Consider the following 13,670-nt stretch of genomic DNA (forward strand, 5'->3'; position numbering starts at 1 on the left):
CCTCGGTGTTCACTTGTGAAATAGCCGCAATCGGCGCTGCACTGGTGTTCTTACCAAACGGGTGAGTCAAGCTCGGTGTTGGGAAAAACCGTTTCACGCACGGCGGGTTCGGCGGACGGCTTTGTGGCCTGCTTGCTCCTGGGGGCAATAATGTGCCCCTCCAGTTCCAGATCGACCTTGAGACGCTTCACGGCGGTTTTGGCGGCCTTGGCGTTGGCGAACGGCCCCGCTATCACTTGATAGCGTTCACCGTTCAGAACAGCTCTTGTCGGTATCGGAGGCCCCTGATGATTGAGCACGGCGGCGAGTCGCTGGGCCGTCATTTCGCTGGCTGTCTCGGCGGCGAACACGTACCAGCCGTTGCTGGCTTCCGGCGCCGGTTCGGGTTGTCCGAACCACTTGTCGGGTCGCACGATAGGCTGCGCTCCCGCAAGTACGGCGTCGACAGGGGGTGTTCCCGCGGTAATCGGTAGCGGAATGCCCAGTCCTTCTTGGACAATGCGTTCGATCTTTCCCCAATCCAGGGGTTGGTTCTGATCCCGCTCCCACTTTTTTAGATTGGCGCGGAGGGTTTTCTTGAGTAATTTTTCGTTTAATTCCTCATGGCTCGGGTAAGCCTGCAGGTAGACTACCCCGTCACGCCAGCCCACGAGATAAGGCTGATTGACGATATACACCGGCTCGTTCAACGGAACCCGCGAATACAGCTTGCTAGCGTCCTCCGGATACAGGCGGATGCAGCCATTGCTGGCTCGAAGCCCGACGCTGTAAGGCTTGTTCGTGCCGTGAATGAGATACATCTGCCGGTTCAGGTACAGGGCATACTTGCCCAAGGGGTTGTCAGGCCCCGGCGGCACTGCGGCCGGCAAGGGATCGCCCCGCCGGAGGTGGTCGTCTCGGATGTTCTTTGTCGGATACCAGGTCGGGTTCTTAATCTTTCGCGCGATCCGCATCGCCCCGGTGGGAGTTGCTCGCCCTTCCCGCCCGATGCCTACGGGGTAGGTGACAACCTCGGCGCCATTTCCCTTGGCGGGAAAATGAAACATCCGCATGGCGGCGAGATTGATGACCACTCCCCGCCGTGGCGCCCGCGGTAGTACGAACTGCACCGGGATCAACGTCCTGCTGTTCGCGCTTGGCACCCACGGATCGAGCTCGGGGTTTGCCGCGACGATTTCCTCGTAGCCCAATCCGAAGTGCCGCGCGATATCGGGAAGCGTGTCCCCTTGCTGAAGCGTAATCACTCCGAACGACCCGACTACCCCTTCGTCCTTGGTGACAGAGAATCGGTGCTTCTCCAGCGACGCGATCGGCGGGCTCGCAATAGGCGCTGATTCTTCCACCGGTTCTTTCACCGGCTCTTCGATCGGAGGCGGTAACCAACCCCACTCGCCATGCCAGTGATTTGACATCTCTTGCATCGGGCGATAGGCGCATGCAGATAGTCCGCAGCAGAAGCCCAGGATAAGAATCAGCCCCCGCTTACGGCGCCGTGGCTGATTCGATGCCCGCGGCTGCGAACGCTCCACAGGAACATTCAATCGTGCTTCTCCTCTCATGCCGGGATCATGCCCGAGGTATCGGCCGAATTGGGACCACTTTCGATGAGTGCAACAGGTATACAGGTCGGCTACCGCGGCAAACACTAACTCTGTCGCTCCTCAAATATTTGCGCCACAGCAAACATTTCGACGCATTAGACCTAAACGGCGGTGTAGAAGTGCGATAGAACGGAGACGATGCTGTTGGCCGGGATGACTATTGCGAATCGGTGAGGGTCGTGGCCGATACTGTGGCTCGATTTAAGAAGGCAATGCTCTTCAACGCGAGTCGTGCACCGGTGGATCGAATGCTGGAGGAATCGCGCAACAGGGCTATCCGCAGGCCATGGAGCGCCGGGGCATCGAGAGCAAGTGACTTGGGCGGGCCGCTCCAACGTTCTGGACTGTGGCGGACTTATTTGACCCCGAAGACCACTCTGTCCACGCCGGTATTGCCGGTGCCGGGGTCGTACGCGTAAATCACCGCTTCATAATCGCCCTTTTCCCGTGCCGGCATCTGTGCCGCGAAGTGGTTGACTTCGCCGGTGAACGCTAGAGGATATTCGCCCGCCGCCTTGCCGTCCCGTTTCAGCAAGGCCTTGACTTCGAATTTGTCGGCATCCCACAGGCCCCCTTTGCTGATCGGGCAGCCGCACATCATCGTCACCTCCGCTTCCAGCCTGGCCTGGCCTTTCTCCGGCGCAGCGGCTCGGGCGCGCACGATGAAACCGGGCAGCCGGATGATGATGCCGTCGCCGGTGATATGCTTGCCGGGCACGACCCAACTGGTCACGCTCGCTTCTTGCATGGACTGGCGGTGTCCGTACGGTCCGAATATCTTGAAGCGCAGGAATCGGGGTTCGGCGAGGTCGAGCCGGGCCAAATAACCCGCCGTGTTGTCGTCGGCGAGCGCCTGACCGCGCTGAAGCGGGGTTTCCATGAGGCGTTTGGTGTCGCCGGTGCCGCCGGTAATCCACCCCTGATTCAGAATCTCCCCGGTCTCGACATCCTCGACCACCGCCCGCACATTGCCTACGCCGCTGCCGACGAACTTGGAATCGACGGCTCTTACCCGCAGCATGATCCGGGTTTCTTCGGCAGACACGGAAGTGCCGCACAGCGCGAGAAGTAAGACACACGGCGTGAAAAGCCTTTTCAGCGTCTTCCGCATTTGCTTGGCTTTCTGGACGGACATATTTTTCTCCTCTTTTTGAATTCGGCGGGTATCTTGGATGATTAATCTTCGTTGGCACAATACGGTTGACGGGTATTTCCCGTTAACCCCGTCAGAACTGCATCACTGTCGCCATAGCCCTCTTGACGGCATACCCGACCGCGGTGGCCGTTCCGACACCGCCGGCCCACAGCAGAAAGAACCAGGCGAGTTTCTTCCAGAGCGGTCTTTCGTCCACCGGTTCCGTCAGTGATAACCCTCGCCGGCGTGCACCTTGCCGCGAAAAATCCAATAGGCGTAAGCCGTATAGCCGAGAATGACCGGTAGGAGGATGGCTGCGCCGACCAGCATGAACGCGAGGCTGTTGTCGGGGTTCGCGGCTTCGCGGTAGGTGATGCTCGGCGGAACCAGGTAAGGGAAAAGGCTTCCGGCGAGCCCCAGGAAGGCCGCGGCGAACAAGCCGAGCGCCAGCAGGAACGGGGGCACGGCTCGCTTGGCCCGCACCGCGCGGTAAAACGCGACCGCAAGCAGTGTCGTGGCGATCGGGATGATCCACAGGAATAGAAGCGCTCCAGGTCCGAACCATCGATCCCTGATGGCTTCGTTGACGAACATCGTGCCGAAACTGATGAGAACGATGGCGAGAATCGTCGCCAGGCCAAGCGGCTCCTGAAGCTGTCGCATCCGCTCCTGGAGATCGCCGTCCAGCTTGATGACCAGCCAGGATGCGCCGAGCAGGGCATAGCCCGTGACCAGTGCGACGCCGCAGAACACGCTGAAAGGACTGAGCCAGTCGAACCAGCCGCCGGCGTAAATGCGGTCCTCGATCCGGATGCCCTGAACGAGGGCGCCGACCATCACGCCCTGAAAGAAGGCCGCCGCCGTGGAGCCGCCGATGAAAGCCCAATCCCAATATTTCTTGGCGCGCACTGTCCGGAACCGGAATTCGAAGGCGACGCCTCTCAGAATCAGGGCGAGCAGCATCCCGATCACCGGCGCGTATAACGCGGTCAGCACCAGGGAGTAGGCGAGGGGAAAGGCGGCGAACAGGCCGCCGCCGCCCAGGATGAGCCAGGTCTCATTGCCGTCCCAGACCGGCGCCACGCTGTTCATCATCCGGTCGCGCTCCTCCTCGTCGCGTCCCAGGGGGAAAAGAATTCCGACGCCGAGATCGAAGCCGTCCAAAATGGCATAGGCGAGCAGGGCGACGCCGATCAATCCGAACCAGATAGTCGGTAAATCGAACATGATCGGTTCCTCCTAATGCGGGCCTTTTTCGAGCGCCGGGCCCGGCATGACGCCGGTCGTCCTCAAGGGGCCTTTTTCCGTCGGTTTCTCGAGCCCGATATCCGGCGAGCGCTTGATGAGCCGTATCAGATAAAACGAGCCGGCACCGAAAATGATCGTGTATACCACGATGAAACCCAACAGCGACCCGGCAACGCCCGGCGTGCCGATGGGCGAGACGGCGTCCCCCGTTCGGAGGAGCCCGTATACCGCAAAGGGTTGGCGGCCCACCTCGGTCACGAACCAGCCGGCCAGGATCGCCACGAACCCCAGCGGCCCCATGGCGACCCCCCAGCGGTGGAACCAGGCCTCATCGAACAAGCGTTTTCGGAAGAATTGCACGGCGCCGACCAGTCCGAACAGGATCATCAGCACGCCGATCCCGACCATGATCCGGAACGCCCAAAAGACGATAGGCACATTGGGCCAGTGATCTCTCGGAAAGGCATCCAAGCCGGTGACTTTCGCATCGAGGTCGTGTTCGAGGATCAGGCTGGCGAGCTTGGGGATTTCGATGGTGTATTTGGTTCGGGCTTCGTCGACATCCGGGATGCCGAACAGAATCAGCGGCGCGCCCGCCCGGCTCTCGAAGTGTCCCTCCATCGCCGCAACCTTGGCCGGCTGGTATTCCTTGGTGTTGAGGCCGTGGAGATCGCCCACGATCAGCTGAGTCGGCGCGACCACCGCCGCCATCAGGATCGCCATGACGAACATGACGCGGGCCGCCGGGTTGGTCTTGTCCCTGAGAAGATGCCAGGCGCCGCTCGCGCCGACCACGAGCGCGGTCGTGAGATAGGCCGCCAGCACCATGTGCGTGAAGCGATAGGGAAAGGACGGATTGAAGATCACGCCGATCCAACTGTCGGGCACATAGCGGCCCGCCTCGAGGTGATACGCCGCCGGCGTTTGCATCCAGCTGTTCGCGGACAAGATCCAGAACGCCGAAAGCAGCGTGCCGAAGGCGACCAGGAGCGTCGCCGCGAAATGCAGTCTCGGGCCCACGCGGTCGAGTCCGAACAGCATGACGCCGAGAAAGCCGGCCTCCAGGAAGAACGCCGTCAACACTTCGTAGGCCAGCAAGGGGCCGAGGACCGGGCCGGTCTTTTCCGAGAACGGTCCCCAGTTGGTTCCGAACTGATAGCTCATCACGATGCCCGACACGACGCCCATGGCGAAGGCCACGGCGAAGACGATCAGCCAGTATTTGTAGAGCTGCAGGAAGACATCCCGCTTGGTTGCCAGCCAAAGCCCCTCGAGCACGGCGAGATAGCTCGCCAAGCCAATCGTGAACGCCGGAAAAAAGATGTGAAAACTGACCGTGAACGCGAACTGAGTTCGCGCGAGGACAAGCGCATCCATTGTTACTCTCCTATCGGTGACGAGGCCGGGCCTTCCCTGTTTTGAAATTGGACCGGCGAGAATCGGTGTCGTTTATGCGACGAACGTCATTTCAGCCTGCGAACGCTGATTCGAGGCTTGGGATCAATCGACATAGGCGGACAAAGCGGCGAACAGGGCGAATCCTCCGGCGAAGGACGGGGTCGAAATCCATCGGGCGACGCCCGGCTCATCGGCCTGGGGCAGCATGTCTTCCACAGTCGCCAGTAACAGCACGCCAACCAGAAACGCGAGTGCCGCATGCTCGACCTGGGTGCTCGCGTCGCGTAGCAGCAGATAGCCGATCGCCGCGCCGAAAATCGGCGGAAGAATGAACGAGCCCGAGATGCCGAGCCGCCGTTTTCGCGGCACCTGACGGTTTCGAAAGTTGCCGATCCCTGCAAACCCGCCGGGAATATTCGCAATCACCTGGCTTAATCCGAGCAGTAATCCGAGGCCGCCGGAAACGGCCGAACCCGCGCCAACCATCAGGCCGTCCGTGAGAAGGTCGACCGCCACAGCCAGATAGACCATCCAAGCGCCAGAAAGTCCTGACCGGGAACTCGTCCAATACCGAAACGCGCGAGCAAGTGCTGCCGAAAAAACTGATCCTCCGAGAAACATCGAAATCAATAGCCACGTCGGGATCACGGGCAGAATTCGGGGCATGAGATCAATGCTGACTACCGCGATCGCCACACCGGCCGCGCCGTGCAACGCGGCGCCGATGATCCATGGCGGCGCGCGAAGGCTCTCCGCCAAAAGGCTGCCGACGATGTTTCCGGCGGCGGGTAAGACCGCCACTGCAAGTACCGATAAGAGATCATTCATCTTCAGACGGGTGAATCGGCCACGCAGAGGCGGAATCCAGGTCGAGCCGCCCCGGCAGGCTTCACTCGCCGGTCGCGGCGGGCTTCACCTGGATATTGTTCCTGACCTCCACGACACCTTCGACGGTCTTGGCGAGCGTGGCGGCTTTTTCCTTTTCCGCCTCGCTATTGGCCAATCCGCTGAGATAGACGACGCCCTTGATCGTGTCGACATGAATATCGAGAGCACCGACCACCGGGTCTCGTACATAGGCCGCCTTGATCTTGGTGGTGATGACGGTATCGTCGATGACCGTACCGGTACTGGCCAGAAAGGGACGGTCTAAAGGGTCGGCAGTGGCAATGTTCCAGATACCTGGGGTAAGAGCCGCAGCGACAGCGGTCAGGAGCGTAAGCGATTTGATGGGGTGAGTCATTGCGCCCTCCTTTGCGCGTGGTAAAGCCGGCTTTTTCCGAATCGGAATCGATGAAGCCTCGATCAGTCGAGAAAGCACGGTTGCACTTTTTGTTTTGACCGAGAAGGGAGCGGAAAGGTCGCGAGGCGGTTTCCGGTTCAGCGCGTGTCTTCGATCTCCGAACGTGCGGCGATGGAAGGATCGCCCCGGATCGCGTCCTTTATGGATGAATGAAAGATCTGAATCCGGGTGTCCGTCCGGTGCCGTTTCACAAGGCGAAAGATCTTCGGCATCTGCCGGCGATCGACCCGCACGCAGCCGTGGGAGCGCTTCTTGCCGAGATGTGCCATGGCCCCGTCCGAGGCATCGTGCATGAAGATGCCGTCCACGATTTGAATCGCATGGGTCAGGTATACCGGCCGGTTCAAGAGTCTGGTCGCGAAATAGGATGGGCGGCGCACCGCCAAGGCACGCGGGGAATAGGTGCCGTCCGGAGTTTTGGTGGCTTTGCCCGGAAGTCCGGTCGAAACTAGTACCGATTCGAGCCCCTCCACGGCCTCGCCGCCAACATGCACCGACAGGCGTTGGTGGGTCTGATCGATTTGGATGATGACGGGGCTTTTGGGCTTTGCCGCGTGCTTTGATCCGATCTTGGGCTTCGACGCCTGGCTCTGTTTGTACGGGTCGAGTTCCGGCGGTCGATCGGCGATCAATCGTGGATGCCGTTTCGGTGCGAAGAGCGCGGCTATCTCCCGGTCCGCCTCCGGGCTCGGGCGATCGGCGATGCGATACGGTATCGGCCGATCGTGTAGATTCCCGCCGTGACGGCTCAACGGAGCTTTGGGCGTCTGGAGCGGAAAATCCGTCGGCTCGGGATAAAGCAGCAATGCTGTAAGGTACGGCAAGACGAATGCGATGGTTAACCTGGTCTTGTCCATGACGGGTTTTCGATATCGTCGGCTGATAATGTTTTGACCGCAATAATCGCCTTGATATCTGTCAATTTTCGAGCCAAGTGTAGGAGCCTATTTCAGTAGGCCGTTCGCCCCGGCCTGTCGAAGGGCCTGTCCCGAGCCTGTCGAAGGATTTGGGGACCAACTCAGATAGGCTCCAAGTTCTCTCGAACCTGAGGGCAGAAGGATCGTTTTTTCTGAGTGCCCCCTTCTTTTGAGGATCGCGCCGCTTTCCGGCTTTTGGCGCCCTCGCGCAATTTTCGCTCATCCCATCGGTCCTATTAATCAGGCCCGTAAATACCCTCCTGGTATTTCGGGCCGCCGCCCAGGCCGGTACACGCCCGGCCTGGGCTCACGCGGCTTGTCGCCGCGCCGGGGTATCTCTGCCCCGGATTAACCCGGCCTATATTTATAGGCCGGGTTAATAACTCGAAAGCATGATCGTCCGCGTGCCGGTCTCGATGATCGGGCGTCGCGGGCGTGGCCGGCAGAGGACCTGGGAAAGGAGGCGACTCATGGCGTACACGGCGAGCGATTTTCTGCTGGTTCGGCTTTCCGCTTGGGGTATCCGGCGCATTTACGGATATCCGGGGGACGGCATCAACGGCATTCTTGGCGCGCTCGGCAGGGCCGGGGACCGGTTTCAATTCATCCAGGCGCGCCACGAGGAAATGACCGCCTTTATGGCCTGCGCCCACGCCAAGTTCACCGGGCAGGTGGGCGTGTGCCTCGCGACCTCGGGACCCGGCGCGATTCATCTTCTGAATGGGCTCTACGACGCCAAGCTGGACCACCAGCCGGTCCTGGCGATCATCGGGCAACAGGCGCGCGGTGCCCTGGGCGGCGATTATCAACAGGAAGTGGATCTGGTGACGCTGTTCAAGGATGTGGCCCACGAATACGTCCACATGGCATCGAGCCCGGACCAGGTTCGGCACTTGGTGGATCGGACGGTGCGCATCGCCGTGTGCGAGCGGACCGTCACCTGCATCGTTGTTCCCAACGACGTACAGGAACTGGACGCGGTCACCACGCCGCCCCGGAAACACGGCCATATTCTGTCCGGGGTCGGCTATGCCGCGCCGCGGGTGGTGCCCAAAGAGGAGGATCTGCAAAAGGCGGCGGACGTGCTGAACCAGGGCCAGCGTGTCGCGATGCTGGTGGGCGCGGGCGCCCTGCATGCGACCGACGAAGTCACCGAAACGGCGGAGATTCTCGGGGCCGGCGTCGCCAAGGCGCTCTTGGGCAAGGCGGCGCTGCCGGACGACCTGCCTTTCGTCACGGGTTCCATCGGACTCTTGGGTACCCGGCCCAGCTACGAGATGATGCTGAACTGCGATACCCTCCTGATGATCGGTTCGCGCTTTCCTTATACCGAGTTTCTGCCCAAGGAAGGCCAGGCCCGCGGCGTGCAGATCGATCTCGACGGGCGGATGCTGAGCATGCGCTATCCCATGGAAGTTAACCTGGTGGGCGACAGCGCGGAGACGCTCCGGGCCTTGATCCCGCTGCTGCAACGGAAGACCGATCGCAGCTGGCGAGATTTCATCGAGCGGGAAATCCGGGAGTGGTGGCAAGTGCTGGAATCCCGCGCCATGAACGCTGCCGATCCCATCAATCCGCAGCGGGTCTTCTGGGAACTGTCGCCGCGCCTTCCCGACAACTGCATCATTTCCGCCGACTCCGGCTCCGGCACCAACTGGTACGCCCGCGACGTGAAAATCCGCCGCGGCATGATGGCCTCGCTCTCGGGCGGGCTCGCCACCATGGGCTGCGGCGTGCCCTACGCCATCACCGCCAAGTTCGCCTACCCCGACCGGGCCGTGATCGCTTTGGTGGGCGACGGGGCCATGCAGATGAACGGTAACGCCGAATTGGTGACGGTCGAAAAGTACTGGAAGGAATGGCGCGATCCGCGTTTCATCGTGCTGGTGCTCAATAACCGCGACCTCAACCAGGTGACCTGGGAGCAACGGGCCTTGGCGGGCGACCCCAAGTACGAAGCGTCGCAAGATGTGCCCGATTTCCCCTATGCCAGATACGCCGAATCGCTGGGCTTCATGGGGCTCAAGGTGGACAAGCCGGAGGACATCGCCCCGGCCTGGGAGCGGGCTTTCGCCGCCGACCGGCCGGTGCTCTTGGAAGCGTACACCGATCCCAACGTGCCGCCGCTGCCGCCGCACATCACCTTCGAGCAGGCCAAGGCTTATCTTTCGGCACTGTTCGGCGGAGACGTGGATGCCTGGGGCATCGTCAAATCCGCCGCGAAGGAAATGAAAGCGACGGTTTTGCCGGAGACGGATTGAGCCTGGCCACGGTGCGCCGGCGCCTCGCGGTCAGTATCTTGGAAATGGCGCTTCGACAGTTGCCGGTTCAGACATGAGGCAAGCACTATGGCGACTTCCATCGGCAAAAAACTCTGGGCCATCGCCGAAGGCTATATCCCGCCGACGAGCGTCGGCGAGGGCCGGGCGCTCGAGAGTCACGAAACCGTCTGCATGCTCAATGCAGGCGACACGGACGCCCACGTGGCCATCACCATCTTTTTCAGCGACCGCGAACCGGCCGGACCGTATCGGCTGACCGTGCCGGCTCGGCGCACGCTGCACCTGCGTTTCAACGATCTGGAAGATCCCGAGCCCATCCCCGTGGATACCGACTATGCCAGCATCATCGAATCGGATGTACCCATCGTCGTGCAGCACACCCGGCTGGACTCGCGCCAGGCCGAACTCGCGCTGCTGACCACCACGGCTTATTCGGAGGGATGAGAGTACTCATGCGGTTTCTGCTGTTGATCCCGTTTTTATTCTTGCTCACCGGCTGTCCCGTCCCGCCCGTTGCGACCGGATTTCCTTTGGCCGCGCCTTCGGCCGCCGGGGGTGCGCAGATTACGACCGTCACGCAGGTCACGTTGTCGCAACCCAATTTCCGCCTCTTAAAAGCGGATGTCATCGGCAGCAGCACCGGTTTCAGGCTGCTCGGCCTTCTGACCTTCAAGAGCCCGGATTATGCCGAAGCGATCACGCGCCTGTACGAAAAGGCCGGAGTCTCGAACGGCACGGCGCAGGTTTTCGTGAACTTGGTGTACGATCAGACGAGCCCCTATTTCATCCTGTTTTCGCTGCCGAAGATCACCGTGCGCGGGGATTTGGTGGAGTTCCGGGACGACCGGCGATGAGGCGGGAGCGCTTGGTTTGAATCCGGCGCTCGGGTTGACTGGGCCAGCCCCAAACAGCCAAGCCGGCTACGAGGGCTGCGCCGGCCGCGAGCCAGCCCCGGTGCATGTTCGCCCAGAGCAGCCAGCTCCACGGCCTGGCCCGGTTGTCGAACCGGCCGTGGGCACCATGATCGCCGGGCACCGGGTCGAACAGGTTGTCGGGGCGGTTCGACGGCAAGGGTTCCGGGCCGAGCTGGCCCTCGTAAGCCTTGTCGGCGAGATAGCGGTCCAGGAAGCCGGGGACGAGCTTGTTGCCGAGAATGGTTTTCACCGTCGGCCAGCCGATCCAGAATTCGCGGCGCGGGTGATAAGCGGCGTGAACGATGCCGCGCGCCGCCACTTCCGGCTGAAAGATCGGCGGAACCGGCTGGGGATTCCGGTTGATGTGTATGCGCGCCCAATCGAACTGCGGTGTGTTGAACGCGGCGATCTGCACCATCGTCAGCCGGATCTCGGAGCGGTCGTGGATCAGCTCGGAACGGAGCGCGTCGGTGAAGCCGCGGATGGCGAACTTGGCCCCGCAATAGGCCGATTGCAGCGGAATGGCGCGATAGGCGAGGGCGGAGCCCACCTGCACGATGGTTCCGCGGTTTCTTTGCCGCATCCGCTTGAGCGCCGCCATCGTGCCGTAGACGTAGCCGAGATAGGTGACCTCGGTCACCCGCTTGAACTCCGCGGGCGTCATAGCGCTCACCGGCGAGAATACCGTTGCCATGGCGCAGTTGATCCAGATGTCGATCGGCCCCAATTCCCGCTCGACCCGACCGGCGGCCTGCTCGACCTGATCGGGATCGGACACGTCGGCAGGAATGACGAGCGCCGTGCCTCCGGCCTGCCGGATATCCCGCCTAGCACCTTCCAGTCCGTCCGCGCCGCGCGACAGCACGGCGACCCGTGCGCCGCGTCGGGCGAACTCCACCGCAGTGGCGCGCCCCACGCCGGCCGAGGCTCCGGTGATCACGACGACGTCCGATGTGCTCATGGCTGCTCCTGCTGGATTATTTCGCTGGTGATAAGCCTACGCTTACGGATATTGACCGGCGCTTGCGACGGGTGTTCGGACACGATGAGGCTAAAGATAGAAGGATTGGGTTGGCTGAGCCTAGATATCGTGGTCTATGTTTCGGAAAGTCAAGTAAGCCACCCGATAGTGGCGGTTCATCCTTTGCCTTGCTGCCATGAAAGATGCCCTTCTCAGGGCGGCAAATCCCTCCGAGATCAGACTGGCAGCGCCTTGAAGCAGGCCGTAGCACGGAAAATGTTAGTCCTCTTCATAAGCCCACTCTTGGGCTGGGCATGAACCGGAAGTCCGGCCAGGACATCTAAGCCATTAAGGAATTTGGCCTGTGAGTCGCCGCTATGGATATTCATTCGATCTTTCCGGCCAGGCGAGGGATGTCTGGTTCGTGGGGTACCGGGTATTGCAGGATGCACCGGTTGCGCGGGTGGTTATGGATTCTTCCGCTCTTGGGTGGTTGCGCAGCGAGTCCGATAGCCGAGTCCTGGCGGCAGGCGGCTACAAATCAGCCGTCCTTTGCAGAGATCAGCGCCGATCCGGAGTCGTTCAGAGGACAGACGGTAATCTTGGGCGGTAAGGTGGCTGCTGCCCGCGTTCTGCCGTCAGTGACAGAAATCGAGGTTTGGCAAAAGCCTCTGGATTCCAGTGACCGTCCCAAGGAAAAGTTCAACGCCTCTCAAAGCCGATTTCTGGTCCGGTGCCTTGGCTCTCTGAACTCAGCGGACTACTTTCCGGGCCGTCTGATTACCGTGGCCGGGGAGATCCAGGAGCAGGCGGTCCAAGACGCGGAAATTCGGCCCTTGGGTCGATTCCACTACATTTATCCGGCGGTCCGCTACCCGGTGATCGATTGCGGCCAAGTCCATGTGTGGCCTCAACGTTGGGAGCTCCCTGATGTCTACGTCCCGCCCTATCGGTTCGGCCCTCGCGAGTGGCGAGGGACTGGCTACGCTTACCCCTATTACTATCAGCCATATCAGCCGTTTCGGTAATCGACCGTTTCAGGAGCACAACGATCCGGAGTTTGGTAAAACGGGTTCTCCATGCGAGCCCTGCGCGCTTTACTCTGCCGGAAAGTTTTACTCTGAACACCATTTCCAATTCTCGGCGATCGACGAATGAAAGCGCTTTTGGTGTGGATGCTGGCCGTATCCTTTCGGCTTCAGGCCGAAGTAGGCCCGGTCAACTATGTAAAGGTTCACAAAAATTGGTGGAGTGGGAAGAGCAACTGGCCGATACTCCTGAAGATCCGCTCATCATCAAGCTCTAAACGAATGCTCTTGGCATGGAGCAAAAGCCAAACTACGGTCCGACGCCTTCTCGTCGGGTAAGAAAGGTCGACATGAATCCCTTGAGGGCGCCGGCGATTGCCGCCAGTTGGGGCACGGCTATTGTTTTGGTAACGCCTTTATGCGGCCTCTGGTTCTCATGCGGCTGTGATTGGCCTTGGGTCAACTTTTTCTTTGTTTGTAACGCCATAGTCAACACGCCAATCCCCCATTGTCCTTGGTGTGTGGATTCACTAACCGCGGCCACAAGCATCGGTTTTAGTATCGCCGCAAGTTCGTTGGCTGCTTGGAAGTTTCGTCCCACGGTCTCGAACGCTTTGGTGAGAATTCTTTACCGATCCGGAGTCGGCACCGCTGTCTTTGTCGGCGCGCTTCTTATCGCGGGTTGGTTGACGGCTCTCGCCACTGGCTATCCTTCGTTTCTGGGCATGAGGTTGAATTAAACACGGCTGGCAACGCCCGGGTCGCCCCATTTTGCCTAGACAACCGGGACATGCGGCGTTTAGTTCGGAAGGAGACTAGCCCTGATGCGCGGCGATATCTCGCCTCGGGGCGAGATATCGCCGCCTCTGTCCCGCGGCTTGCT

13 protein-coding genes are annotated in these 13,670 nt (G+C 60.9%); 4 read left to right on the forward strand and 9 right to left on the reverse strand.

What is annotated here, in order from left to right; genetic code table 11:
• Nucleotides 1-50 precede the first annotated feature (50 nt).
• The 8 genes from ACR2R1_RS02150 to ACR2R1_RS02185 form a co-directional block, all read right to left on the reverse strand.
• On the reverse strand, nucleotides 51-1,412 hold the full coding sequence (locus tag ACR2R1_RS02150) for a L,D-transpeptidase family protein (protein WP_434112459.1): 1,362 nt from the start codon (nucleotides 1,410-1,412) through the stop codon (nucleotides 51-53).
• 544 nt (nucleotides 1,413-1,956) lie between these two features.
• Entirely contained in the window at nucleotides 1,957-2,736 is a 780-nt protein-coding gene (locus ACR2R1_RS02155) for a hypothetical protein (RefSeq protein WP_434112461.1), read from the reverse strand.
• A gap of 91 nt (nucleotides 2,737-2,827) precedes the next feature.
• The gene (locus tag ACR2R1_RS02160) at nucleotides 2,828-2,953 is read right to left on the reverse strand and encodes a hypothetical protein (protein ID WP_434112463.1); all 126 of its coding nucleotides are present in this window, start codon (nucleotides 2,951-2,953) and stop codon (nucleotides 2,828-2,830) included.
• An 8-nt stretch (nucleotides 2,954-2,961) separates the two neighbouring features.
• Nucleotides 2,962-3,963: a cytochrome d ubiquinol oxidase subunit II gene (cydB, locus tag ACR2R1_RS02165; RefSeq protein WP_434112465.1), complete on the reverse strand. Its 1,002-nt coding sequence runs from the start codon at nucleotides 3,961-3,963 to the stop codon at nucleotides 2,962-2,964.
• A 12-nt stretch (nucleotides 3,964-3,975) separates the two neighbouring features.
• Complete coding sequence (locus ACR2R1_RS02170; protein ID WP_434112467.1) at nucleotides 3,976-5,361, reverse strand: cytochrome ubiquinol oxidase subunit I; 1,386 nt, start codon at nucleotides 5,359-5,361, stop codon at nucleotides 3,976-3,978.
• 123 nt (nucleotides 5,362-5,484) lie between these two features.
• Nucleotides 5,485-6,210 carry a ZIP family metal transporter gene (locus ACR2R1_RS02175; protein WP_434112469.1) on the reverse strand — a complete coding sequence of 242 codons (726 nt, stop codon included), beginning with the start codon at nucleotides 6,208-6,210 and terminating at the stop codon, nucleotides 5,485-5,487.
• Nucleotides 6,211-6,271: 61 nt separating this feature from the next.
• Nucleotides 6,272-6,625 (reverse strand): BON domain-containing protein, encoded by a 354-nt coding sequence (locus ACR2R1_RS02180; RefSeq protein ID WP_434112471.1) that lies wholly within the window; start codon nucleotides 6,623-6,625, stop codon nucleotides 6,272-6,274.
• Nucleotides 6,626-6,762: 137 nt separating this feature from the next.
• Nucleotides 6,763-7,542 (reverse strand): L,D-transpeptidase family protein, encoded by a 780-nt coding sequence (locus ACR2R1_RS02185; RefSeq protein WP_434112473.1) that lies wholly within the window; start codon nucleotides 7,540-7,542, stop codon nucleotides 6,763-6,765.
• Between the two features lie 530 nt (nucleotides 7,543-8,072).
• Between ACR2R1_RS02185 and ACR2R1_RS02190 the strand changes: the two genes are divergently transcribed.
• The 3 genes from ACR2R1_RS02190 (at nucleotide 8,073) to ACR2R1_RS02200 (ending at nucleotide 10,738) form a co-directional block, all read left to right on the forward strand.
• Nucleotides 8,073-9,863, forward strand: a complete 1,791-nt coding sequence (locus tag ACR2R1_RS02190) for a thiamine pyrophosphate-requiring protein (RefSeq protein WP_434112475.1) — start codon at nucleotides 8,073-8,075, stop codon at nucleotides 9,861-9,863.
• Nucleotides 9,864-9,950: 87 nt separating this feature from the next.
• Nucleotides 9,951-10,328, forward strand: a complete 378-nt coding sequence (locus ACR2R1_RS02195; protein WP_077730178.1) for a sensory rhodopsin transducer — start codon at nucleotides 9,951-9,953, stop codon at nucleotides 10,326-10,328.
• Complete coding sequence (locus ACR2R1_RS02200) at nucleotides 10,325-10,738, forward strand: DUF6567 family protein (protein WP_139841171.1); 414 nt, start codon at nucleotides 10,325-10,327, stop codon at nucleotides 10,736-10,738. The genes ACR2R1_RS02195 and ACR2R1_RS02200 overlap by 4 nt, the downstream gene beginning before the upstream one ends.
• Here the strand turns inward: ACR2R1_RS02200 and ACR2R1_RS02205 are convergent.
• A complete protein-coding gene (locus ACR2R1_RS02205) occupies nucleotides 10,692-11,759 on the reverse strand; it encodes an SDR family oxidoreductase (protein ID WP_434112477.1) in 1,068 nt (355 codons plus the stop codon). The two genes, ACR2R1_RS02200 and ACR2R1_RS02205, sit on opposite strands and share 47 nt — an antisense overlap.
• A 413-nt stretch (nucleotides 11,760-12,172) precedes the next feature.
• On the opposite strand from ACR2R1_RS02205, the gene ACR2R1_RS02210 reads away from it, so the two are divergent.
• Nucleotides 12,173-12,787 carry a Slp family lipoprotein gene (locus ACR2R1_RS02210; RefSeq protein WP_168175401.1) on the forward strand — a complete coding sequence of 205 codons (615 nt, stop codon included), beginning with the start codon at nucleotides 12,173-12,175 and terminating at the stop codon, nucleotides 12,785-12,787.
• Nucleotides 12,788-13,670: the final 883 nt, after the last annotated feature.

The sequence above is a fragment of the Methylocaldum sp. GT1TLB genome, from assembly GCF_051027445.1.
Taxonomy (GTDB): domain Bacteria; phylum Pseudomonadota; class Gammaproteobacteria; order Methylococcales; family Methylococcaceae; genus Methylocaldum.